25 protein-coding genes are annotated in these 22,154 nt (G+C 40.4%); 19 read left to right on the top strand and 6 right to left on the bottom strand.

The genetic code is table 11. From position 1 onward, the window contains the following. The first annotated feature begins 53 nt into the window (after window positions 1-53). The 4 genes from OFY17_RS09740 (at window position 54) to OFY17_RS09725 (ending at window position 3,174) form a co-directional block, all read left to right on the top strand. Window positions 54-794 (top strand): hypothetical protein, encoded by a 741-nt coding sequence (locus OFY17_RS09740; protein WP_263530539.1) that lies wholly within the window; start codon window positions 54-56, stop codon window positions 792-794. A 59-nt stretch (window positions 795-853) separates the two neighbouring features. Further along, on the top strand, window positions 854-1,165 hold the full coding sequence (locus OFY17_RS09735) for a hypothetical protein (RefSeq protein ID WP_263530538.1): 312 nt from the start codon (window positions 854-856) through the stop codon (window positions 1,163-1,165). 100 nt (window positions 1,166-1,265) lie between these two features. Then, a complete protein-coding gene (locus OFY17_RS09730) occupies window positions 1,266-1,745 on the top strand; it encodes a hypothetical protein (RefSeq protein ID WP_263530537.1) in 480 nt (159 codons plus the stop codon). Between the two features lie 475 nt (window positions 1,746-2,220). Further along, window positions 2,221-3,174 carry a hypothetical protein gene (locus OFY17_RS09725; RefSeq protein ID WP_263530536.1) on the top strand — a complete coding sequence of 318 codons (954 nt, stop codon included), beginning with the start codon at window positions 2,221-2,223 and terminating at the stop codon, window positions 3,172-3,174. Between the two features lie 640 nt (window positions 3,175-3,814). Here the strand turns inward: OFY17_RS09725 and OFY17_RS09720 are convergent. Next, window positions 3,815-4,873, bottom strand: coding sequence for a polysaccharide lyase family 7 protein (locus OFY17_RS09720; RefSeq protein ID WP_263530535.1), 1,059 nt, complete (start codon window positions 4,871-4,873; stop codon window positions 3,815-3,817). A 614-nt stretch (window positions 4,874-5,487) separates the two neighbouring features. Here OFY17_RS09720 and OFY17_RS09715 point away from each other — a divergent pair. From OFY17_RS09715 to OFY17_RS09705, 3 genes are all read left to right on the top strand, one after another. Continuing rightward, a complete protein-coding gene (locus OFY17_RS09715) occupies window positions 5,488-7,092 on the top strand; it encodes an amidohydrolase (RefSeq protein WP_263530534.1) in 1,605 nt (534 codons plus the stop codon). 353 nt (window positions 7,093-7,445) lie between these two features. After that, window positions 7,446-7,754, top strand: a complete 309-nt coding sequence (locus OFY17_RS09710; RefSeq protein ID WP_263530533.1) for a hypothetical protein — start codon at window positions 7,446-7,448, stop codon at window positions 7,752-7,754. A gap of 35 nt (window positions 7,755-7,789) precedes the next feature. After that, window positions 7,790-8,383 (top strand): CBS domain-containing protein, encoded by a 594-nt coding sequence (locus tag OFY17_RS09705; RefSeq protein ID WP_263530532.1) that lies wholly within the window; start codon window positions 7,790-7,792, stop codon window positions 8,381-8,383. A 91-nt stretch (window positions 8,384-8,474) separates the two neighbouring features. On the opposite strand, the gene OFY17_RS09700 is transcribed toward OFY17_RS09705, so the two are convergent. Continuing rightward, complete coding sequence (locus tag OFY17_RS09700) at window positions 8,475-8,807, bottom strand: TIGR01244 family sulfur transferase (RefSeq protein ID WP_263530531.1); 333 nt, start codon at window positions 8,805-8,807, stop codon at window positions 8,475-8,477. 209 nt (window positions 8,808-9,016) lie between these two features. Here OFY17_RS09700 and OFY17_RS09695 point away from each other — a divergent pair, with 209 nt between their 5' ends. The 4 genes from OFY17_RS09695 (at window position 9,017) to OFY17_RS09680 (ending at window position 11,794) form a co-directional block, all read left to right on the top strand. Next, the gene (locus OFY17_RS09695; RefSeq protein WP_263530530.1) at window positions 9,017-10,099 is read left to right on the top strand and encodes an endonuclease/exonuclease/phosphatase family protein; all 1,083 of its coding nucleotides are present in this window, start codon (window positions 9,017-9,019) and stop codon (window positions 10,097-10,099) included. 74 nt (window positions 10,100-10,173) lie between these two features. Next, window positions 10,174-10,575, top strand: coding sequence for a GNAT family acetyltransferase (locus OFY17_RS09690; RefSeq protein WP_263530529.1), 402 nt, complete (start codon window positions 10,174-10,176; stop codon window positions 10,573-10,575). Window positions 10,576-10,664: 89 nt separating this feature from the next. Then, a complete protein-coding gene (locus OFY17_RS09685; protein WP_263530528.1) occupies window positions 10,665-11,246 on the top strand; it encodes a hypothetical protein in 582 nt (193 codons plus the stop codon). An 11-nt stretch (window positions 11,247-11,257) separates the two neighbouring features. Continuing rightward, window positions 11,258-11,794, top strand: a complete 537-nt coding sequence (locus OFY17_RS09680; RefSeq protein ID WP_263530527.1) for a GNAT family N-acetyltransferase — start codon at window positions 11,258-11,260, stop codon at window positions 11,792-11,794. A 99-nt stretch (window positions 11,795-11,893) separates the two neighbouring features. Here OFY17_RS09680 and OFY17_RS09675 read toward each other — a convergent pair whose 3' ends face one another. Then, window positions 11,894-12,373 (bottom strand): YHS domain-containing (seleno)protein, encoded by a 480-nt coding sequence (locus tag OFY17_RS09675; RefSeq protein ID WP_263530526.1) that lies wholly within the window; start codon window positions 12,371-12,373, stop codon window positions 11,894-11,896. A 206-nt stretch (window positions 12,374-12,579) separates the two neighbouring features. Between OFY17_RS09675 and OFY17_RS09670 the strand changes: the two genes are divergently transcribed. The 3 genes from OFY17_RS09670 to OFY17_RS09660 all read left to right on the top strand — a co-directional run bounded on the left by OFY17_RS09670 (window position 12,580) and on the right by OFY17_RS09660 (window position 14,601). Beyond that, window positions 12,580-13,410 (top strand): helix-turn-helix domain-containing protein, encoded by an 831-nt coding sequence (locus tag OFY17_RS09670; protein WP_263530525.1) that lies wholly within the window; start codon window positions 12,580-12,582, stop codon window positions 13,408-13,410. Between the two features lie 67 nt (window positions 13,411-13,477). Beyond that, window positions 13,478-13,909 (top strand): GNAT family N-acetyltransferase, encoded by a 432-nt coding sequence (locus OFY17_RS09665; RefSeq protein ID WP_263530524.1) that lies wholly within the window; start codon window positions 13,478-13,480, stop codon window positions 13,907-13,909. 26 nt (window positions 13,910-13,935) lie between these two features. After that, a complete protein-coding gene (locus OFY17_RS09660) occupies window positions 13,936-14,601 on the top strand; it encodes an RDD family protein (protein ID WP_263530523.1) in 666 nt (221 codons plus the stop codon). A gap of 152 nt (window positions 14,602-14,753) precedes the next feature. On the opposite strand, the gene OFY17_RS09655 is transcribed toward OFY17_RS09660, so the two are convergent. Further along, window positions 14,754-15,311, bottom strand: a complete 558-nt coding sequence (locus OFY17_RS09655) for a hypothetical protein (RefSeq protein ID WP_263530522.1) — start codon at window positions 15,309-15,311, stop codon at window positions 14,754-14,756. Between the two features lie 391 nt (window positions 15,312-15,702). Here OFY17_RS09655 and OFY17_RS09650 point away from each other — a divergent pair, with 391 nt between their 5' ends. The 4 genes from OFY17_RS09650 (at window position 15,703) to OFY17_RS09635 (ending at window position 19,699) form a co-directional block, all read left to right on the top strand. Then, window positions 15,703-16,761: an extracellular solute-binding protein gene (locus tag OFY17_RS09650; RefSeq protein ID WP_263530521.1), complete on the top strand. Its 1,059-nt coding sequence runs from the start codon at window positions 15,703-15,705 to the stop codon at window positions 16,759-16,761. A 78-nt stretch (window positions 16,762-16,839) separates the two neighbouring features. Continuing rightward, window positions 16,840-17,979 (top strand): ABC transporter ATP-binding protein, encoded by a 1,140-nt coding sequence (locus OFY17_RS09645; protein ID WP_263530520.1) that lies wholly within the window; start codon window positions 16,840-16,842, stop codon window positions 17,977-17,979. After that, window positions 17,966-18,844 carry an ABC transporter permease gene (locus tag OFY17_RS09640; RefSeq protein ID WP_263530519.1) on the top strand — a complete coding sequence of 293 codons (879 nt, stop codon included), beginning with the start codon at window positions 17,966-17,968 and terminating at the stop codon, window positions 18,842-18,844. Before OFY17_RS09645 ends, OFY17_RS09640 begins: the two co-directional genes overlap by 14 nt. A 3-nt stretch (window positions 18,845-18,847) precedes the next feature. Next, window positions 18,848-19,699: an ABC transporter permease gene (locus OFY17_RS09635; protein ID WP_263530518.1), complete on the top strand. Its 852-nt coding sequence runs from the start codon at window positions 18,848-18,850 to the stop codon at window positions 19,697-19,699. 95 nt (window positions 19,700-19,794) lie between these two features. Here the strand turns inward: OFY17_RS09635 and OFY17_RS09630 are convergent, their stop codons facing one another. Together OFY17_RS09630 and OFY17_RS09625 are read right to left on the bottom strand one after the other, a co-directional pair. Then, window positions 19,795-20,625 carry a mechanosensitive ion channel family protein gene (locus OFY17_RS09630; protein ID WP_263530517.1) on the bottom strand — a complete coding sequence of 277 codons (831 nt, stop codon included), beginning with the start codon at window positions 20,623-20,625 and terminating at the stop codon, window positions 19,795-19,797. 155 nt (window positions 20,626-20,780) lie between these two features. Beyond that, window positions 20,781-21,023, bottom strand: coding sequence for a DUF1127 domain-containing protein (locus OFY17_RS09625; RefSeq protein WP_263530516.1), 243 nt, complete (start codon window positions 21,021-21,023; stop codon window positions 20,781-20,783). Window positions 21,024-21,144: 121 nt separating this feature from the next. On the opposite strand from OFY17_RS09625, the gene OFY17_RS09620 reads away from it, so the two are divergent. Further along, window positions 21,145-22,098 (top strand): LysR substrate-binding domain-containing protein, encoded by a 954-nt coding sequence (locus OFY17_RS09620; protein ID WP_263530515.1) that lies wholly within the window; start codon window positions 21,145-21,147, stop codon window positions 22,096-22,098. The last annotated feature ends 56 nt before the right edge of the window (window positions 22,099-22,154 follow it).

Here is a 22,154-nt window from a genome sequence, read left to right as displayed (position 1 = left end):
GAGCATGCGCACTATTAAAATGTTAAATAGTTGGGTTTCTTTGGGCAGTTTTTATGAAGTCATGGCTTAACCAAAAAAAAATATATTTTGAAACGGTAGCGGCCTCTTTGCTGGGAGTTATGGCTATTTTGGTCTCAGTATCTCAGGTTTTTGTGGCGCTGAAACAACAAGAACTAACTGAAGCCCAACTAACAGTGGCGAAACAGTCTATTAGCCCAAAAATTCATGCTACTGTAGTTCAGATTAGGAGTTCGGATACGGGTCGTTACTCTGAGGAAGAGCTCAGGGTTTATAATCTAGGTGGGCCGGCATTTGCGGCAGAAGAATCAAATGCAGTTTGGTTGCGGGTAAAGCTATACCCAGAAGATAAGAGCCAAGAAATTATCGAGGTAGAGTTGGCAATGAGTGGCTACTTTTCTGCTACTGAAGTCACTCAAAATCCGAAGGGTCTAATGTTTACTTCGATAGGGAGTCATAACTATCAAAAGTGGATGGACTTCAATGTCGAGTTTATGCAGTATGTGGAGCTTCACGGCTATTATGCAGAAATCAGCCTAAGTCGATTTCTAAAAGTTTCCTACCGGGATGGTTTTGGCGAAATTCAAACAGACTACTTTTCTGTGGTTCCATTGAAGGGAGCTCAAGCACTTACTGATGAGGTGGGGGAAGCAAAATTTGCTCTTTTCCGCCAAAGCTTCGGTACTGAAAAAGCAGTTGATTTTTACTCTCTTTCCGAAGAAAGCTTACTAAATCGAGTTTTAAGTTTATCAATAGATCATTCATCAGATATTTAACAAGTCACAGCACCGGACGTTCGCAAGCTCACGCTGGTGTGTTCAGCATTAAGTGAATCATGAAAGATGTAGATAAAGAGTTAAAAGTAAATATCACGCAAGCCTTACATGAAATTGAAAAGGCTGGAGATGTTGTTTTGATTTCACCTGTGCTTGAAGGTGCAGCAAAGATTATTGCTGAAAAAACTAAAGAAGCATATATCGGAGAGCTTTTCTCACACGAAGAGTTGGTTTTCTTCAGGCAATTAGTCGCAGAAGCAGCTCACAATGACAAGCTATTCTGTGGAGAGCTACAAGCAACAACTGGATATACTAAAGAAACAGTGGAGGAGCTTCTTGAAAAGCTCAGAAACCTTACAAGTTATTACTAGGCAGCAATCACTTAACAAGCGCATGGTGCATCGCGCACTACGTGCGCTGGACTCGCAACAAGTTGCTCGCCGCACATGCGGGCGTTAGTGTTCATCAAGAATGGAAAACGAAGTAGAAATTTTAGTTAATAGATATGCAGCTGGAATATTGTGTACAGACGATATTCTTGATTTTGTGCACCGGCAGTTGAATGCTGGGGAATGGTCGGATATTTTTCTAGAGATAATTGATCATCAACCACAAACCTGGGTAGCAATATCCAAACTATTTGAGCAATATTTAAGAGAACAACATGTTTACCTCCCGAATCTAGAAGAAGCGGTTAGATATCTTGTGGAGTACCACATTACTAAAATCGCTTCGGGAAAAGTAGTACCTTACGATCAATTTAAAGAGATGCTCCAAGAGATAGATGGTTACGATTATTACGGTAAAACGGAAAAGTACGTCGGTGACGATCTAGGAATTCACCTAATGTATGGGTGGTATTACGAAGATTACTGTTCCGAAGGGGAAATTAATCGGGGCATATTCAATGAATCTAAGGTTTGGATGTCTAGCTATGCTAAAAAACACTAACAAAGCAATCAACCGGACTCCGCATTGCGTGGTTCGCTTCGCTCACTTTACCACGCAATACTCCGCTCGGTTATTGCGGCGTTAAGTGTCCTTATGGAAAATGAAGAGTTTAACCAGAAGCTCTACGAGCACGATATTGATCGAAGCATATTTAGCTTGGGGAAGCCTCCAAGTGATTGTATGTATACGATCCAGGTACATGGAAGCTCCTATGAAGTTTATTACTTCGAACGTGGCATTAAGGAATATACGCAAACTTTCTCTGACAAAGGCGGCTCATTGGAATACCTTTTTAAACTATTATTGGCTGACCCTCGTGCAAAGAAAAAATAGTTTAAATTTGCAGAGTCAAACACTTAACAAGAAAATTAACTACGCACCTTCGGCGCCGGACGCTCGTTCCTCGCGCCGCTTATTTGGGCGTTACATGGCTAGATGTATTTAGCGCCGCAGTCATAGAATTTAAGGAAAGATAGTGTCTAAAGAAACACAATTATTTATAGGGCTTAGGCGTGAGAATGGGCAGATAGGTTATTTGTCCGAAAGCCTATCAATTCCGGAATTTTTTGATTTGGTTCGCCCGGTAAGTGATGGCCATAGTAGCCTTGTTGATTTCTCTCCAGTTATCGAGGCTCTTCATTCAAACCATGAGAAACACGTTGAACAATCGATTCGAGAAAAATACAATTCTGTGTTCAATTATTGGCAAGAATCTAAATCTTACTCAAATATGCAAATAAAACTGCCTAAATTTGAGAGTTTATCGTTACTGTCAAATGAATTAATTATCTCTTTACAGTCCAGAATCGAAAAATCTAAGAGTAGTCATTCTCACTGGAGAACAGGTGATCTGGATGAAAATATAAAAGTGATAAGGGGAATTGAGAAAGACTGTAACGTATACATTGATGTGCTACTTTGCTTTATCCATTCTAAAGCATCCTTAGAAATTGAATCATTTAAAAATGATGTGGTATTAGGTCAATATTGTGATTATTTAAAAGACGTAATCTCTGGTTTATTTAACGATGTTGTTGGTTATTCAACATGGAATGATAGATTTAGCCTAGTGGATTCATCTTTGCTTTATCAGATAGCGTTTAAAGAGACAGATGAGATTAGTTATTATACCAAGCTGTTACCATCTTTCGATCAGTCTCAAGACCTAAGGCTGTCCCTTCTTAATAAAAGCTCTTCAGAAGATTTCCATTATGGACAAAATGAGCGAGTAACTAAAATTGGAATAGAATACAGAGCCCCTGGTTACCAAGAACTAGAGGCAGCTAAGATACTTAGAAATATATCCTATAAAATTAACTCGATCTCAGAATTACTGAAACGCTTAAAGAAAGGTGATGTCGATTGGGACCCAAACGAGAGTGCAGTTGAAGAGCTTAAAGAGCTAGTTTCGAATGATAAAACCATGTAACAAAAAGCTGCAATCTGACTCCGTAAACTGTCACTTTTTGTGCAAAAAACGCACAAAAACTGACAGCTTGCTACGCAGTTGAGCTGGGCGTTAGCTGTCAAAAATGAAATTCGAACTAATTAAATATTCAGATCTAAATCGGAAGCATTTCGAAGAATCTCTTACATGGGTTCTGAATAATTGGGGTCAGAGTCGAATTAAATCTTACATAGAGAAACCTCGTCAGAGGTTTCTAATACTCCCTTAGCACCTTTTCTATTCTGAATTCATGTGTTCTCAATAAAGAGAAAGTACCTGATATCAACCTTCAAGAGCCCTCATAGATTCAGGCGATAAACCCCTTCTAGGCAATCCCATGACACGGTATGCCGTGTTAATTTTTCGTGAAGAAAGTGATATGAAGTTATATGGTCACCCTGAATCAGGTCATACGTTAAAAGGGTGGCAAAGCCCTTATGAAATGCTAAAAGGCTAGCTGTGCTTATTTCTCTGAGGTATCTTCTTTTTCAAACACTCGTATGAGTTACCTTGATTATTTTAAGGTTTTTAATATTCACAGTTAAGACAAAAAAACAGCTTCATCCTCTGAAAAAGGAGAAGCTGTTTTAGTTGTATAGACTTTAAAATTAGGTTTTTAAAGCTAAGGTTGGGTTGATTCACTTAAAATAAGTTCAGAGAAAGTGGCGCTAACATAGTTACCGTCTGCTTTGTCTGTTTCCCAGTCTCCAGTCCCCGGACAAGCGGCATACCACATACCTTCAGCATCTTTATTACTACACTGGTTATAAGCGCCAGCTTTGAAATACAGAAGGTCTTCGGCGTAACCATTAGGGTTGCCTTTAGGGTCAACTTTACCGTATGGGTCTATATTGTCGGCTAAGCTTATAGAGTATTTAACCGTGTCTTTATTGGGAGCAGAGAAGGTTAGGTGCATTATGTTGCCATGTACATTCACTTCATAGCTAAACTCTTCACCTAACGCGATACCAGTATCGACAGGTTCTGTTTTATCCAACCATGTATTCCCCCAAACAGGGTAAACAACATCAGCACGATCTGGGTCTGCCTTTGCTAAGTTACGCTCGTAATTCCAAAAGACAGAGCCGTATTTATGATTCGGCCACTTTTTATAGTAAATTTTTAGAGGCTCATTACCGAAACCAAAACCTCTGTTTTCTGCTACTTTCTTCTTATCCTTAAGGGCGTGAATTTGCCCTACTACCACTGAATAAGCGGGTGGTTTCTCTGGGTAACCTGCGTTCATTGAAACGTGGTTTACTTTTAGTGTCGCGTTCATTTTCCCGCCAAAAATCAAGCCCTGCTTATTTGCTTCAAGGGCGAAATTATTTTGCCGAGATTTTGTGCCAAAGCTGGTGTTCATGCCGCGGGACATCTGGCGTAGCTCGCTTCGAGTATTTGAAGAATTTGAGGTGGTTTTAGCTTTATTGGACGCCGCGAAAACCATATCGCCATTAGCATCTAAATAAAAGAAATCTGGGTGAGAGTAGGTTTGGATGGCCTTTACTTTTATTTCGTCTATTTTTCCGTTTTTATCCGCGTCTAAAGGTAAAGTAATCTTCCAATTCGTTAGATCGAATTTATCAGCAGGGACCATTGTCGGTGCTTCACTTGCTAAACAATAGCCTGTAGTGGTTAGAGTACTGATCATTATGCCTATTATTTTTTTTGGATGGCGCATATCTTTTTCCTATTAGCATTTTTTGTTTACGTTATTGCTACGGAGTATTTTTATATTTAATACCGCAACAATATCATCATAGTTTAGTAAAAAAGCGAAGAGAAGGTGTTGGAATGAAAATATTTGTATTATCAAATGACTTTATTTTTTTATCTTTATATATCAATTAATTACTGGTTTTATCGACTAATAAATAATACTGGATTTTAATTAAAATAGGCTGTTTTTTATTTTATAAAACACAATATAAAAAACATATCATATATAGCGACCCTAATTAAATTTATTGATAAATAAATTTGGTTAGATTTAGGTTAAATATTATATAAGGAGGTTTTTATAGAAATTGATATTTAGTATGCAATTTTCTGTGTTGTAGTTTTACCTAATTTTATTGTTTGGTTAATTTCTTTTTACGCCGAAATTGGCTTTTGGTTATTTCATCTTAGCTACGATAGCTATTCTGGCTTTTTTATACCATCACTTAGATACAAGTTCTCATTCAGCTGACTTTTTGACCCAATCTTAAAGTAATGTAAATTTTATTGTTTGCAGAAGCTGGTTTCCTAATATGAATGACTGCCCCCCAATTATTTATAATAGGAAATTATAAGATGAAGAAACTAGCCCTATTTACCTTGCTCACGCTTATGACTATGAGCGTGAGTGCTAACAGCGAGTCTGCGAAAATTGCTGATACGCTGTTTATCAATGGAAAAATTTTAACGGTTGATGAGGATTTTAGTATTGCTCAGAGTTTGGCTATTCGTGACGGACGAATCGTGGCTGTGGGTAGTAACGCTATGACAGAACCTTTGATTGGCGATCAGACAAAGCTTATTGATCTCAAAGGTAAAACGGTCATCCCCGGGCTTATTGATAACCACCTTCATTTTATTCGAGGTGTTTGGAACTTCAAGTCGGAAGTCCGTCTCGACGGTATAGAATCACGGACTGAGGCGATGAAGAAAATCCGTGATAGAGCAAAGCAACTGGAGTCAGGCAAGTGGATCACTGTAATGGGGGGCTGGAGCTATGAGCAGTTTCTCGATGACAATGCTGGGTTTAGTTTGCAAGAACTTGATGAAATTGCACCGGACAATCCGCTTTTCTTGATGCGCGGCTACTCTGAAGGCTTTGCCAATAGCAAAGCGTTTGAACTGGCGGAAGTGGAGAATGGTGGTCAGGCTCAAGTCAAAGGACGTGACACAGTAGGCGAGTTCATTAATCTTGTTAGCTGGCGCAATAAGCGCTCTGACGAGAATGCAATCCGTACATACATGAAAGAGCTTAATCGTGTCGGGCTGACTACCGTCTATGATGTTGGTCGACCTTCTGAAGGTGATCTTGGTGCACTTGAAGACTTTGCTGAAAGTGGTGATATGCCGTTGCGGGTTTTCCATACATTGCGTTACAACGCTCGTGATGCGAAGTCCACAGAGAGTGCGTTAAAAATGATCGAATCTGACAGCATATTGCCTCGTTCAAATGATGAGCAGTTTGGTTTGCTGGGGTTAGGAGAGCACATCTATTCACCTGTTACAGATAACCCAAGGAACAAAAGTCAGTGGAAGGAAGAAGTTTGGGGGCCATTTACACAGATTTCATTTGCCGCTGCTCGTAACGGCTGGCCGGTTCATGAACATGTTATGAGCCAAGTAATGGCAGAACAGTATCTCGACCTAGTGGAAGATATCGCAGTTGAGGTTCCGACTGTAAAAGACCTTCGTTGGACTTTTGCCCATGTTAATGGGATGAAAGACGAAGATATTGCTCGGGCGGCGGAGCTTGGTATTGCCTTCGCTGTGCACAATCAAGCCCGTATGAGTGTGCAGATATTTGATTCCCCTCGAATTGGTAGTATTGCAAACTCTGGTGCTCTTTGGGGGTTAGGCTCTGATGCAGGTATCGTTGCGCCATATCAACCTTTTATAACTCTTGAGTGGGTGGTTGCTGGTACCAACGTCGCAGCTAAAGCAACGTGGGGTGAAGATCAACGAGTTAGCCGAGAGCAGGCCTTGATTGCACACACGCGAAATAACGCTGAGTTGCTTTTTATGGAGCAACACATTGGCTCCCTTGAAGTTGGCAAACTAGCTGATTTAGTCGTGTTGGATAAGGACTATTTGACGGTTGAGGAAAATGAGATTTCTGAGTTAATGCCATTGCTTACCATGACGGGCGGTAAAGTCGTGTATTCACAAGCTAGTATGGACTAGAAATACTAAAGCGAGTGAAATCTCTACTTAATTGAGTGCTTCCTCATGGATAAGGATGCACTCAATTAAGATCTAGAAAAGTTCAAATTAGCCTAGAACGCCTCTTTTTAAACCCAAGAGGAGCCTTGTTCGGGTAACTGTCACCAGTGTTGTTGGAATTTAGCTAAACACCGATTTTAGAGGCTAAGCTATGTGCTTTGGTCAGCCTTCCATTTCAAAACCTATTGGAAGTAGAGATTGAAATAGTGGAAAAAAAGGTCATTTATAGAAAAACACTGGATTTAAAAAATAACAGGCATATATTCAATATATCAAGGTAAATTAATCAGTTAAGGGAAAGCCTAGTTACTGCCATGAAAACTCAATTTCTTATGATCATTGCTGTGGTGTTATCGTCTTTAATGACGATATCTCAACACGCCAGTGCTCAAGAGGTGAGTCAGCTTCATTGGTTAGAACCTGTTGTAGAAAAACTCCTTGATAAAGTTGTTGCTGATGACCAAGACGAAGATTTAGACAATAACGACCTTGCGTTTAATGTATTCATTCGAGAAGTATCTTCTACTTCTTCGCCTCATATTTTTGTTGGGTATACGGTTCCAGCACACAACAAAACTTACCAAAGCATTAGTCCGAGAGCCCCTCCTTTTTCATTGATATAACCCAATCACTTTTTATTTATTATTGGAGATTTATCATGAAAAAATTGACTTATGTGTCTACAAAAAGCGTTAACGAACTTACTTGGCCTACTGTGGTTGAAGGCATCAATATTTATTCTTCAGCGTTGACCGTTTTTACCGATTTCAAGACAGCTGGCCCAAGGGTCATTGAAACCAACACACGTGCAGATGTATTAGTGAAACTAATGAAAAAAGAACATGTGCGGATGAAGATTGTTGTTGATGAATATAACCACTTTGTTGGGATTATCAGTCTTGAAGACTTATCTGAAGATGCGCTTATTAAGCGTGTTGCAGAAGGCTATAAAAGATCAGAACTCATGGTTGCAGACCTAATGAGGCCAAAAGAAGAGCTGATTGCGCTTTCTTATAACTCATTGAAAAACTCAGATATTGAATCTCTTTTATTGAGCCAAAGAGAAAACCCTCTTCAGCACTTGTTAGTGATTGATGAAGACAGCAACACCATTCGCGGTCTGATCTCATCTAACGATATTGTTCGCCAACTTAGATTAGATGTTGATGTGGCTTTTTCTAGTTTTGCAAGTACCTATCGAAGTGCGATTTTGGGGCAAAAATTTCAATCAAAAAGATTGAAAGCCGCTTAATAAAAACGAATCAAATGATCTTTTTTAAGAGATAAAATACCTCCTTATTTTTAAAGTCTGGAGGTATTTTTTTATCTCTACCCAAGCATGATTACACCTCTGTGTTAGCCGCTTCCCATATGCTGCTAGCGCGTTTTCCTGTTCGACAGTAACCATGGATTTTGTCCGCGCCTTTTATGGCTTGTTTAAAAGAGGTGACATCCGATGCTTGCATTTGACCGCCAGCAAAAGGAATGTGGACTGCCTTAATGTTTAACTCTTGGGCCCGTTGGGCTATGTCAGCAAAAGCGAGTTGGTTTTCCTCTTCTTTGTCTGGGCGGTTACAAACAATTAAGGAAATACCGGCTGCAGCGAGAGTGTTAAGGTCGTCTAACGTTATTTGCTCAGACACTGAATATTGCTCTGTAATTTGTGTGCGTATCATGTTGCTGTTTCCCCTGTGATTACTTGATTATGTTTGTCTGATATATTAGATTGTTCTAATATTTAAAGCTAATTAAAATCGCAAATCTTTAATGTATGGGTGTATATGTATGAGCCTTCGCTTCGATTGCGAGTATGAGGCTAGGCTATGGATTTACAGTCTTTAATGGGTTAACTTTTGTTTACCGATGATTAAAAGCCAGAGCTTAAATGTTAGCCATACTCATAGCCTCCACACTGTTTGTTCTTCTAGTGACACTACTGCCTTTATTACGACTTTCCCATTGGGTGATTAGGGGGATGGATTTTCCTCGTTTACAGTTTACCGCTGTCTCAAGTGTGTTGCTGGTTGCCCAATTGCTTTTGCTAGACGATGAGTGGCTCATCACTCCAATATTAATTGTCATAACGGCTCTTTGTTTGATGTGGCAGTTGTTCTGGATTTTACCTTATACGTTTTTTTGGTCTAAAGAGGTAAAAACATCCATAAACCACAATACTGATAATCAGATCAGTGTGCTTACCTCGAATGTACTAACCACAAACCGTAACTCGGAAGCGCTTATCGAGTTAGTTAAACACCACCAACCCGATGTGCTTGTAACTTTGGAGTCCGACAAGTGGTGGGAAGAGAAGCTTGAGGTATTAGAAGCTGAAATGCCGTACACGATTAAGTGTCCACTCGATAATCTTTATGGGATGCATGTTTTTTCTCGGTTGCCGTTGGATGACCAAGAAATCAGCTATCTAGTCGAGGACGATGTTCCCTCAATACATACAACGCTGGAGCTGCGAACAGGGGACAAGGTTCGTGCCCTGTTCCTTCATCCTGCACCGCCAAGCCCGACAGAAAACCCAGAATCCATCCAGCGTGACGCTGAGTTAGTTATTGTGGCTCGAAGTGTCGCTGAGAGTGATTTACCTGTGATTGTTACTGGGGATCTCAATGATGTTGCTTGGTCTGCTACCACTAGGCTGTTTCGTAAAATGAGCGGTTTATTAGACCCACGTGTCGGACGGGGGATATTCAATACTTTTCACGCCGACTATCCGATTGTGCGCTGGCCGCTGGATCATTTATTTCACAGTAAACACTTCACATTGCAGGACATAAAGCGTCTGCCCTCGATAGGTTCAGACCATTTCCCCCTGTTGACGCGTCTCTCTTTTACACCATCAAAAGGTAAGGAGCAGACAGGCATCGAAGCATGCGTTTCTGACAAAGAGTGGGCTAGTGAGATCGCAGAGAAACAGCAAGTCAGCAAGAGCGATGTGCCAACACCAGGTGAGTGATTAATTTAAATGAGCCATTGCGAATACTTGAATCTTAACCGTGGCGTTATCTACCATTGAGACAATTTATGAAAATGAGAAAGTTCGAATCCAATGACAGGGATGCTTTAATTCAATTATGGGAAACGGTATTCCCTGATGATCCACCTCATAATGAGCCAGCCGCTGTTTTACGTGCAAAGCTTGAAGTAGACGACTTGGTTTTCGTGGCAGAAAGCAATGGGAAAATCGTAGGTGCTTGTATGGCAGGTTACGATGGTCATCGTGGTTGGTTATATGCGGTTGCTGTCTATAAAGAGCATAGGCGAAATGGTACTGGTGCCGAACTTGTAAAACATGCCATGGCAGCGTTAAAGGAGTTAGGTTGTATTAAAGTTAACCTTCAAATTCGTGTAACTAACACTCAAGTAGCAGCATTTTATGAGTCATTAGGATTTAGCGTTGAAGAGCGTTTAAGTATGGGCGCTTTTCTCTAAGAAAGGCCTAACCTTCAAGCGAACTACCCGTATAATTACCTGAAGTTTTACTCTTTAAATACTATTTATATATCCATCCAGAGGTCGTAATGGAAACAGAGGTTGAACAAGTAGAGTCACAAGAAACGGAGCAAGAAAGTGGCATGGAGTTTTATTCCGTTTCTACAAAAAAATTTTTGATAATGTACTTCGGGACATTCGGGATCTATTCCCTCTATTGGTTTTATAAACATTGGAGCCTCTACAAAACAAGTGGCAACAAAAAATTGATACCCATCATGAAGGCTATATTTAGTATCTTTTTTACTCATGCTTTATTTTCTTTATTTGAAAAAAAGTATCACCAAAAGACGGGAGAGTATCCACGAAGTATACGATCATTAGCGACCATATATGTTGTTATAGGTGTCATTGGTTATATCGGCGCCATAATTAATGGTGATGGTCGTGGGTTAACAATGATTTCTCTTTTTGGCTTTATAGCTTTACCAATCGCATCTTGGTGCTTATATCAGGCTCAATCACTAGCCAATTATGCAAGCAACGATGTCCTTGCCAGTGAAAATAATAAGCTGACGTTGTTAAATTATGCGTGGCTGCTAGTTGGTGCTTTGTACTGGTTGTTAGCGATTGTTGGCTTATTGAATAGTTTTGCAGCTCAAGCGGTATAGGGTTAAATAAAATGAAGTTATCACTATTTGATGAGTCCCAATTTTACGAGGTTATTGACCTTTTTAAGCGCGTTTTCTCTGCATCTGAGAGCGAAGAGGATGGTCAAGTTATCGCTGATTTTGTTAGCAATTTAATAACAACTACCAAGCCTGAAGATTTAATAGGCTGTGTGGCTGAAGATAATGGTGGGGTTATTGGCTGCATATTCTTTAGCCGTTTAACTGTACCTAGTGGACAGGAAGCATTTATTTTGTCGCCGGTTGCCGTTTTAACAAATGTGCAAGGTACAGGTATTGGTCAAAAACTCATCCGATACGGTTTGGATCACCTCAAATCGTTAGGTGTTCATTTAGCTTTCACTTACGGTGATCCAAGTTATTATTGCAAGACGGGCTTTGAGCCAATAAGTGAAAATATTGTTAAAGCCCCTTGCTCTTTAAGCCAGCCAATGGGGTGGCTTGCACAAGCACTTAATGGCTCAGAAATTCATACTATGGTTGGTGAGACAGCATGTGTAGAAGCGTTAAATGACCCAAGCTTGTGGTAGTAAAAAAATAGTCAGTAAACGATTAACTAGGTTACTAAAAATAGAGTCTATAAAAAAAGCCAGCACTTCTTACGAGATGCTGGCTTTTTTAATGCTTAATTAAAGGGCTCTTGCTTCTTTTGCTGTTAAATGCTGAATCGTCGGCCATTTTTGTTCCGCTGTTTGAATGTTACCCGGAACGTCTTTTAACCATCTTTTTTGTACGGATTTACTGTTGTTTAGGTAAAGTTTGCCATCAACAATTTTCCACGCTTTAGGGTCAATGTTAACCTTTTGGCCGAACGCTACACCCATGGCACAGAATCCACCGTACTGTGGTAAATATTTTGTTTTATCTGCGTTAAACAAATCACGGTTTTCAGCAGAAGCAAAGTAATAGGTTGCGCCTTTGTAAGTCGCTGTAAATTCCTTGCTACCTTTTACTGGCTTTTCCATGGTGAAGTAGGCCACTGTATCGTAGCCTTTAATGGCAACGTTTTTCGAGTTAGCGTTAATATCGACATCAGCCGCTAAAACACTTGCGCTCGCAAAGATTACGATGGCCGCAGTAACGCTTTTAATCAGGTTGTAAAAGTTCATAATACCTTTCCTTCTCATTATTGAGTTTGGTTTCATGCTAGCATGATTAAACCTTGGTTCAGTTTAGGTGTGAGTGGCTCTTTTAAGCAGAAGCAAACTGTTTTCCTAAGCAGTGAGGCCAGTATATAAAGCTTCGCTCGTCGTGAAGCATCGAACCGTCCATAAAATGAAACATATCGTCCAAATATATAAGTTAAGTGATATTTATGAACCAGTTACAAGACATTATTGATAACTTCTCTATTCAATCTGAGGTGATATTCAATGGTAGCTTTTGTGGTGAGAAGTCGCTTCAGACAACAGGGAAAAAGCATGTCGGGCACTTGCATTACCTTCACTCCGGAGTACTAACTGTTCTGACGGATTCAGGTCATAAAAAGCTATTTGACCGTCCTACTATTATTCTTTTGCCTTCTGATACTAGTCATCAGATTATTAGTGCTGAGACAGAAGAGGTGAAGTTAGTATGTGCGACAGTACATTTTAAGGCACTTGAAGAGCAGAGACTGATTGCTAGTTTACCGAATTTAATTTCTCTAAGTTTAGAGGAAGAGTCCATGATAGAAACTGTTGCTTGGCTATTCTATGAAGCTGAAAAATCAGGGCTTGGCCAGAAAAGCATTATGGGGAAGTTATGCGATATTTTGTTAATCAAGATGCTGCGTAACCTTTCTGAAGCCGGCCTCACAGAGCAAAGCTTGCTTGCAGGATTAAGTCATCCATTGCTGGCTTCTATCATCACTCAATTACAAGCGTCACCAGAGAAACCGTGGACACTGGATTCTATGGCTGAGAGTGCAGCCATGTCGCGTTCAAAGTTTGCAGACTTATTCCGAGAGACGTTAGGTCAAACCCCCAATGATTTTTTGACCGATTTGCGTGTATCCATGGCTCAAAAGCTATTAATAGAAGGGAAACCTGTGAGTTTCGTGGCCAACCAAGTTGGCTATGAACACGGCTCTGTTTTAGCACGAGTGTTCCGTAAAAAGACAAATTTGTCCCCTAAAGAGTGGCTACAGCAATACCATGCAGAGTGATGGTGATTTGAGAAGTAATTGCTTTTTATTAGTGAGATTAACTAGAAATTAAAGGCATTCAAAGAGTATGAATTACAGGGAAATGACGATTAATGATTACGAGGAAGTGATGTCTGTATGGGCTGAGTCTGAGGGTTTAAAGCTTCGAGATGCAGACTCTAAAGAGGGCATTCATACTTACTTAGAGCGTAATCCAGATTTGAGTTTTGTGGCAGTGAGCGATAATTGTATTGTTGGCACCATAATGTCAGGGCATGATGGAAAACGAGGCTATATTCAGCACTTGTCAGTACTACCAGCTTACCGAAACCAAGGCGTTGCTAAAACGTTAGTAGATCATGCCTTGGCTTCACTCAAAGGTGTGGGTATTTCTAAATCTCATATTCATGTGTTGGCAGATAACGTACAGGCAAAAGCTTTTTGGATTAAACAGGGCTGGCTAAAACGAGATGATATCGAAACGTATTCTTATATTAATGGCAGTGAGGAAAACGCTTAATCGAGTGTTGTTCATAAGGGGAGAGAATGGTTACATTTAATAGATCTGATTTCGCAGGTTTTTGGAGACGACTGGTAGCTTTATTTATCGATATGGCTGTTGTCTCAATCATCGTTTTTCCTTTTGCATTGTTTATTGGTTTCATTGCACCTAACTTAATATTAGTTAAAGTTCCATTTGGTCTTTTTACTACGACTACTGTTGTTTCTGAGAATACTGAAGACCAAGCATCTATTGAAAAAGTTGAGGTCTTAGATTTATGGACAAACTATTATAAAGTGAAAAAAGAGGAAAATGATAAAGGGAAAGTGTCAACCAAGAGAAGTCTCATTGACCCGAAAACGGAACTAAGCATCAAGAAAACATCGTCAAGTGATATTGAGTTTTACGTAATTTTTATATATTGGATTCTGCTTGAGGCTTCGATTTGGCAGGCGAGTGTAGGGAAAAAAATAATGGGCATTAAAGTGGTGACTCCAGATGGAGGTAAGCCAGATTTTTTTCAATGCCTTGCCCGTAATGTATTAAAAGTAATATCAGGTCTTATTCTATTTATTGGCTTTTTTATGGTCGGTTGGACCAATAAAAAGCAAGGCTTACACGATAAGATTCCTAACTTACTTCTCATCAAAGCTTCTCGTCATAGCTCGTTAACGCAGTCTCGTAGTGATTCAACTGACGTTTCTAATTAAGATCTTCTATCTCAATTAGGTGCCTATAGTTGAATAATGGTGAGATAAAAGCGATAGATAAATGAAAACGTTCAATATTGGAGAAGTGAGCTGCTACAAACACTTTTAGCAGCTCACTACAGAGTCGTATTAGACTTTATTCGTGCTCGAAATTAACCAGCAACTACAGTCCATTGCTTAAGGTCAGCATCCACTTTTCCGCACTCAAGTAGTGCTAACTGGCGCTTAACCCAAGGGCCAGCTTTTTCTGTATTTGACTCTACTACAACACATTGGCTAGGGTCTTTATCTAATCGTAATGTTCTATCGGATTCTTGATAGACAAATTTTTGGTGGGGGTGGTCGCTGCATTCCAGTAAGGCGAATGAGGTCTTGCCTGTCGCTCTCAATACTTGCATACATTGCCCTTCAAACGCATAAGAGCTTATTTGCTGTGTTGCGGCCTTATATTCAAAGCGCACATCGTGAGAAGAGTCATTTCTGGGAGTACCTTCAGGCCTTTTGGGCTTGCAGGTGTGGGTCTGCATAAGTTCGGATTGGCCTCGGCCATAAGTGTCGATACAAAAACCATAGCCATTAGGTTCATCTAAGTTCTTGCTCAGCACAATATAAGGTGCTTCCGTTGGTACGTTTGGTGCTGTTGCTAATGCGTTTCCAAAAGGAAGTGCAAATACAGATAAAACGGAAAGTTTAAGTGTTAAGTTTTTCATGGTGTTCCTCTCTAATTATCCCTATTTTAGTGCGCCCTAAGTAGAAAACTTAGCCCACAATGTGAAAACAAAGAGGAGTATAGCTTCCCATTTATACAAGCTTTTATTTTTGGACGGCTAATTTTAAAAAGCTAGATTTCATTAAGTTCCTCTAAGGTAAGAGGAAATAATTTAAATATGATAATAGGAATGACTATTTTTTATACTAACTTTGTTATTGGCATAAAAATAGCTTTGTTTTGTTAGGTGCCTTGTGAAGGAGCGATGAGCACTTTTATTAACGGGTTTTAATTCGAATGGACTCAGGTGGTTGTCACAAAAGTGTCTTAACTCCTTGCTAATCTCGACCTTAGTCCAAATTAAACATTGCTTTATTTAACTAGAGGCCAAGATGAAAAAATTAACCGTTCTATCTGCTGCGATTGCTCTATCTCTCTCTGTGTCAGCACAAGCTGCTGAAGAATTACGCCTATTGACTTGGGGTGGTTATGCTCCTCAAGAAGTGGTGGATTTATTTGAACAAGAAACTGGTATTAAAGTAAAAGTCACTAAGTCGAATAACGAAGAGATGATCTCTAAGTTAAAAGCGACTCGTGGCGCAGGTTTTGACTTGGCTCAACCTAGCCAAGACCGAATTACTAGCGCTCAAAAAGCTCACAACATCTATAAGCCTCTAGATTTAAGCAAGATTGATAGCTCTCAATTCATCCAATCTATGTTGGCAGCTACGAAAGATCAGTCTACTTTAGGTGGTGATGTTTACGCTGTTCCTCACGTTTGGGGTTCAAGTGGCTTGATTGTGAATAAAGCAGATGCTGCGGATATTCAAGATTACACAGACCTATGTAAGCCAGCTTATGCAGGTAAAGTAACCTACCGTTTAAAACGCCCAACTTTGATCGGCTTCGCTTTCGCAATGGGTGAAGACCCTTTTGCGGCTTATGCTGACAAAGATAAGTACCAGCAAATCATGGAAAAAGTCGGTCAGAAGTTAACAGACTGTAAAGCTAACGTGAAAGCTTACTGGAGCGGTGGCGATGCCATGCTTAACCTAATGCGCTCAGGTGAAACAACAGCGGCAATGGCATGGGATGCTGGTGGTTGGAAACTGAACAAAGACAACGCTGACATTAACTTCGTGGCACCGAAATCTGGCGCTCTAGGTTGGATCGATACTTTCGTTCTTCCTCGTAAAACGAAAAACGAAGAAGCAGCTTACAAGTGGATTAACTTTGTAATGCAGCCAAACATTGCTGCCATGATTACAGAATCTGCTGGTAACTTTACAGCTTCTAAAGGTTCTGATGCGTATGTAGATGCTAAGCTAAAAGCACAATATCAAGCCAGCTTCTCACCAGCAGACATCGACAACATTAAGTGGTACCCACCGGTTCCAGCAGGTTTGGAAAAAATTGAAGGTAAGATTTTAGATCGCGTTAAAGCTTACTAATCTCTCTTTCTCTACCATATTCGCGCTCACATTCGTGAGCGCGATTTTTTTATAAAAGCCTTTTAATAAGACATTGTTATGCAAACCGATGCTATCGATTTAGCCTGTGAGAATATCTGTAAACATTTTTCTGAATTTACTGCGGTAGATAATGTTTCTTTTACCATTCCACAAGGCTCGTTTTTTTCTATTCTTGGGCCGTCAGGCTGCGGGAAAACAACGCTTTTACGCATGCTAGCAGGCTTCGAATCGCCGACTAGTGGCGATATTCTAATTAAGAACAAATCTGTATTAGACGTACCACCTAATAAACGTCCTATCAATATGGTGTTTCAGCATTTAGCCTTATTCCCAACCATGAATATTGAGCAAAATATTGGTTATGGTCTAAGACGACAGGGTGTTGCGAAAGCAGAGATTGCTGAGCGAGTCGCTGCAGTATTGAAGCGTGTAGGTTTGCCTGATAGTGGTAAAAAACGAGTTGACCAGCTTTCTGGTGGTCAACGCCAGCGCATAGCTCTGGCAAGGTGTCTTGTTCTGAATCCAACCTTGTTGCTGTTAGATGAGCCTCTAGGGGCTTTGGATCTTAAACTACGTGAGCAGATGAAAATTGAGCTTAAGCAGTTGCAAAAAGAGTTTGGTACCACCTTTGTTTATATCACCCATGACCAATCTGAAGCCTTAGTAATGAGTGACCAGATAGCCGTGATGAACCAAGGTAAGTTTGAGCAAGTTGGCACGCCCCATGAATTGTACTACCAGCCAAAAACTGCATTTGTCGCCAGTTTTGTGGGGGATACGAATCGTTGGTCTGGTGTGGTGAAGTCTTCTGTTAACCAAGAAGACCATCAAACTCAGTATCAAGTCACGACAAATGATGGGCTGACCCTAGACTGTGTGAGTCAATCGTCAGATATTCCTGTTTCTTCTAATGTCGATGTGTTTGTACGCCCAGAAGCCATTACCGTAAGTTTATCTGCAATGGATAACTGTTTAGAGAATCAGCTTGAATGCCAAGTGGAAAATATTCTGTTTGATGGTGCGAAATCACAAATTATCGCAATTGATAAGCAAAGCGGAGGGTGTATTACCGCTGCTATGCCTCAAACGGCTGACTTTATGGGGCTAAAAGCAGGAGATGCTGTGTATTTATCCTTTAGTGCAAAGCAGGCTTTGAGCTTTAGTGAAAAGCAAGGGGAGATGAATGCTAGTCTCTAGCTCTACTGCCTCAGGTAGTCGTTCTCGAATAAAACTCGGCATGTGGTTGCTGTTAGCACCTTTGTGTTTGTGGTTACTTTTGCTGATTATCTTGCCTCATATTGAGTTATTAAGCTTCTCTTTGAGCGATCCAGATGAAGGTGGGCTAACGCTAAGTTTTTATGGCGAGTTCTTTAATGAGCCCCTGTATTGGCGAACCTTCTTGCGTACGGCGATCATGTCGATTTTGGCGACTGCGCTAACTTTAGTAATTGCTTTCCCTGTGGCTTTCTTTATTGCCAAAATGATCAAAGGACGATCGAAAGGTATTCTATTCGCTATGTGCTTGATCCCTTTCTGGGTCAGTGAATTGGTGCGTACTTTTGGTTGGATGATTCTGCTAAGAGAGTCAGGCGTGATTAGCAGTGGCTTACAATGGTTGGGCTTAGCGGACTCAGGTGTTGAGCTGTTATATACGGATGCCACCATTATGCTGGGACTAGTGTACAGCGCCATGCTTTTCATGGTGGTTCCCTTAGTGAGTACTTTGGATAGCTTAGATGACAGCTATATTGAGGCTGGCTATGACTTGGGGGGCAATAACTGGAATATCATGCGGGAGATTATTATTCCCCATGCTACACCGGGTATCGTGTCTGGTTGCATCATAGTGTTTATGCTTTCCCTAGGAAATTACCTAACGCCTGTATTACTTGGTGGTAAAGATAGCCTTTGGTTCACAGAGCAAATTTATACCCAATTTATTACCCGTTTTAATTGGGAGCAGGGCAGTGCCTTTGGTATTTTACTCCTGCTCTTGTCTTCACTCATTGTCTGGCTAGGTTTGAAAGTGACTGGCCAATCTTTCACGAAAACTATGGGTTAAGTCATGATTCCATCTATTAAGCAAACCAGTTTCTTTTATCGTATTTACCACAGTTATTTGGTGTTGTTCTTTTTGTTTCTGGCTGCGCCATTAGTTGTGGTGGCGGCCTTTGCTTTTAACGACAGTTTGTTTCCTTCTTTCCCTTGGGAAGGTTTTACGCTTAGTTGGTTTTTTAGCGAAACAGGCGAAAAAATCGGTATTTTCTTTGACTCAGAGTTGCTGGAAAGCATCGCTTTATCAAGTGCCATCGCTATAGTAACCACTTTATGTGCGACACTGGTTGCCTGTACGAATGCCTTTTTATTCGAGCGTTATAGCTTCCCTGGAAAGTCTTTCCTTTATGTATTGATGCTATTGCCCTTAGTTATTCCCGGTGTTTTGTTAGGTGTATCTATCTTGGTTTTTAGCAGTAGCGTCGCTAATTACTTCGAGGATTATTGGTTTATTGATTTAGAGTTCCTAAGACCGGGTTTAACCCTAGTTGTGATCGGGCAATTTGCTTTTATTACCACGATTTGTACTCTAATTATTAGTGCCCGTTTACGAAAGTTCGATCTGTCATTAGAAGAGGCGGCGCTCAATCTAGGAGCAACACCGATAATGGCTGTGTTTACTGTAACCTTGCCTTATCTGAAACCAGCATTAATTGGTGCGGCCATTGTGAGCTTTTTAATGTCGTTTGAGAACTTCAATACCACCTTTATGCTGGTGGGCTCTGATGCGCCACTGACGGTGGCCATGTATGAACGCCTTAGGGAAGGCAGTACTCCCGTGCTAAACGCTATCTCTGTATTGTTGATGTTAGGCTCTGCAGTGCTTGCCATCATTAATATGTCGATGCAGAAAAAAGCTTAGGTTTGGGAAAGGATTGAGTTCAAATAGTTAGTAAGAGAGCGCATGCCGAAATACTGTTTGCAGCATGCGCTAACTCAAGTGTCTTTTATCTAAGACTATTTATCTTCATTGACCACAATAACTTTGCGATGAGGGAATGGGATTTCAATATTGTTCTCATCCAATGCTTTCTTGATCTGTTCAGGGACAGAGTAAAGTATGCTGAAGTAGTGCTCGCCTTCACAGAATGGACGAACTAGGAAATCCACCGAGCTATCGTTAAGTGTTTCCACTTCAACAAATGGTGCAGGGTCTTTAAGAATATGAGGGTGGTTGTTGATGACATCCATAATTACTTTACGTGCCGCATCAATATTCTCATCGTATGCAATGCCGAAGTGCATATCGACACCACGCACTTTATAGTGTGAGTGGTTAATGATTTGGTCACCCCAAATTTGGCTGTTTGGCACGATAATTTGCTGATTATCAAAGGTTTGTAAGATAGTCGTGAACAGGTCAATTTCAGTCACATTACCAAATCTGCCTGCAGCCTCGATGAAATCACCTGCTTTGTATGGACGGAAGATAAGTAGCATAACGCCTGCTGCTAAATTTGACATAGCGCCCTGTAATGCTAAGCCAACAGCCAAACTTGCCGCACCTAGTAGAGCAACAATAGAAGCGGTTTGTACACCAAAACGATTAAGTACAGCAATAAGAACAAACGCCATCACTATATATCGAGCAACGCTGCCTAGAAAGCGGAATAGGGTGTCATCTAACTTGTCGTGTTTTTTGCTGATCTTGATGATGGTGTTGCGCACTTTGTTCGCAACCCATAAGCCAACCAGTAAAATTACGATAGCGAGTAGGATATTGGTTGCCCACGAAATGGCTTCAGGTAAATACTGATTTACGTCTATGTCGTTGATAATTTCTTGCACTGTTTTATTCCTTAAAAGTGTCACGCTAATAATCTAGGGATTAGGTTATTTTCTAAATGGATTATAGTGGAAAAGGAACAAGGTGGCTGTAATCTATTGTGTAGCCAAAAGGTGCTTGATTGTCCCAAGCACCTAGGCCTGTTGAGCTTTAATGGTTACTTCCATAGGGGCTTACTTAATTCAGCTTTGATGTCTTCTCTTGTAATACCAGTATCGTCCATTTGAGATGAGCTTAGTGAATGAAGTGCTTGCCTTGTTTTCCAATTGTGATGGATCTTTTGGAGAACCATAATTAGTCTATTTTGGTTCACTTTATCTAATGTACTTTGGCAGCATGTATTCACTGCTTCCACATATGAATCTATCGCTTTTTCTTCTTTATATGATTGAACGTTCATGATCTTCTCCTTTAGCCTCTTTTCTATGGTGTTTGTTTAGTAGGATAATTGATCAATACACTTACTTTCACAAACGAGAAAAATATGCTTTAGTTAAGTTTTTCTTAACTATGGGGTTGTTATGGCGATAGGACGTTCTTTTCCACCGTTAAAGTCCTTACAGGCTTTTCGCTATGCTGCGCAATTTCTTAGTTTTAAAGAAGCAGCAGAGACACTTTTTGTTACTCAAGCTGCGGTGAGCCAACAAATTAAGTTGTTGGAAAGTACTCTTGGGGTGACGTTATTTGATCGACAAACACGGCAGGTCATTTTAACGCCTGAGGGGCAGTATTTATTTGAGTATATTGAGAAGGCATTCCACCTTTTAGAAGAAGGGGTGAAGGGAATAACAGAAGACCCAAATCCCAATACCTTGGTTATCAGCTCATTGCCCTCTTTTGCCAGTCGTTGGTTGGTGCCTAGGTTGGCGGCATTTCAAAATCAAGCGGAGAGCATTAATTTACATCTTAGCCCTAGTCTGAATATCGATAACTTCACCAACAATGACCTAGATATATGTATCCGATTAGGACAAGGCAATTACGAAGGGCTGAAATCTTCACTGCTTTTTGAAGAAAACTTAGTGACTGTTTGCCACCCTGATTTGGTTCGCAAAGACGAAAGCATTTATCAGCGCTTAACCAATATTCCATTTATTGCTGATTCCGGCCCTGATGCGCAACATATTCGTCCAACGATTAAGCGCTTCCTCAATGACTTTGATTTGCCTATTACTTCCCATTTAAGAATAGGGGATTCGACCGCTCTCATTGAGGCGCTGTTATCTAAACAAGGCTTTGCCATGACAAGATTTGGGTTAGTGTATGAGCTATTAGAAAAAGGCCAACTGGTGTGCCCTGTTCCTATTTATATGAAATCTCGTTATGACTTTTATTTGGTTGCTCCGTCACCTCACTTTCGATATCAGAAAGTAATCCAATTTAAACAGTGGATCGAAAAAGAAGTGAGAGTGATTAATGCGGCTTGGAAAAAACATTGCCTTGATAACCCAGACTTTAAAGAGATGAAGGTGTAGCGAGTAAACCTGTGTTGTGGGGTTCTGTTTCTTAAATTCTAATCATCAATTAGAAC

This window comes from Marinomonas sargassi, from assembly GCF_025716875.1.
Taxonomy (GTDB): domain Bacteria; phylum Pseudomonadota; class Gammaproteobacteria; order Pseudomonadales; family Marinomonadaceae; genus Marinomonas; species Marinomonas sargassi.
Note: the sequence above shows the minus strand (reverse complement) of the source record. Positions and strands in the feature narration are given on the sequence as shown.

Coding starts and splice junctions, on each gene's coding strand:
- OFY17_RS09645 (WP_263530520.1), top strand. CDS start 16,840: ATGCAAACCGATGCTATCGATTTAGCCTGTGAGAATATCTGTAAACAT.
- OFY17_RS09675 (WP_263530526.1), bottom strand. CDS start 12,373: ATGAACTTTTACAACCTGATTAAAAGCGTTACTGCGGCCATCGTAATC.
- OFY17_RS09740 (WP_263530539.1), top strand. CDS start 54: ATGAAGTCATGGCTTAACCAAAAAAAAATATATTTTGAAACGGTAGCG.
- OFY17_RS09680 (WP_263530527.1), top strand. CDS start 11,258: ATGAAGTTATCACTATTTGATGAGTCCCAATTTTACGAGGTTATTGAC.
- OFY17_RS09695 (WP_263530530.1), top strand. CDS start 9,017: ATGTTAGCCATACTCATAGCCTCCACACTGTTTGTTCTTCTAGTGACA.
- OFY17_RS09730 (WP_263530537.1), top strand. CDS start 1,266: ATGGAAAACGAAGTAGAAATTTTAGTTAATAGATATGCAGCTGGAATA.
- OFY17_RS09635 (WP_263530518.1), top strand. CDS start 18,848: ATGATTCCATCTATTAAGCAAACCAGTTTCTTTTATCGTATTTACCAC.
- OFY17_RS09715 (WP_263530534.1), top strand. CDS start 5,488: ATGAAGAAACTAGCCCTATTTACCTTGCTCACGCTTATGACTATGAGC.
- OFY17_RS09670 (WP_263530525.1), top strand. CDS start 12,580: ATGAACCAGTTACAAGACATTATTGATAACTTCTCTATTCAATCTGAG.
- OFY17_RS09710 (WP_263530533.1), top strand. CDS start 7,446: ATGAAAACTCAATTTCTTATGATCATTGCTGTGGTGTTATCGTCTTTA.
- OFY17_RS09640 (WP_263530519.1), top strand. CDS start 17,966: ATGCTAGTCTCTAGCTCTACTGCCTCAGGTAGTCGTTCTCGAATAAAA.
- OFY17_RS09685 (WP_263530528.1), top strand. CDS start 10,665: ATGGAAACAGAGGTTGAACAAGTAGAGTCACAAGAAACGGAGCAAGAA.
- OFY17_RS09705 (WP_263530532.1), top strand. CDS start 7,790: ATGAAAAAATTGACTTATGTGTCTACAAAAAGCGTTAACGAACTTACT.
- OFY17_RS09625 (WP_263530516.1), bottom strand. CDS start 21,023: ATGAACGTTCAATCATATAAAGAAGAAAAAGCGATAGATTCATATGTG.
- OFY17_RS09720 (WP_263530535.1), bottom strand. CDS start 4,873: ATGCGCCATCCAAAAAAAATAATAGGCATAATGATCAGTACTCTAACC.
- OFY17_RS09620 (WP_263530515.1), top strand. CDS start 21,145: ATGGCGATAGGACGTTCTTTTCCACCGTTAAAGTCCTTACAGGCTTTT.
- OFY17_RS09735 (WP_263530538.1), top strand. CDS start 854: ATGAAAGATGTAGATAAAGAGTTAAAAGTAAATATCACGCAAGCCTTA.
- OFY17_RS09665 (WP_263530524.1), top strand. CDS start 13,478: ATGAATTACAGGGAAATGACGATTAATGATTACGAGGAAGTGATGTCT.
- OFY17_RS09655 (WP_263530522.1), bottom strand. CDS start 15,311: ATGAAAAACTTAACACTTAAACTTTCCGTTTTATCTGTATTTGCACTT.
- OFY17_RS09660 (WP_263530523.1), top strand. CDS start 13,936: ATGGTTACATTTAATAGATCTGATTTCGCAGGTTTTTGGAGACGACTG.
- OFY17_RS09650 (WP_263530521.1), top strand. CDS start 15,703: ATGAAAAAATTAACCGTTCTATCTGCTGCGATTGCTCTATCTCTCTCT.
- OFY17_RS09690 (WP_263530529.1), top strand. CDS start 10,174: ATGAGAAAGTTCGAATCCAATGACAGGGATGCTTTAATTCAATTATGG.
- OFY17_RS09700 (WP_263530531.1), bottom strand. CDS start 8,807: ATGATACGCACACAAATTACAGAGCAATATTCAGTGTCTGAGCAAATA.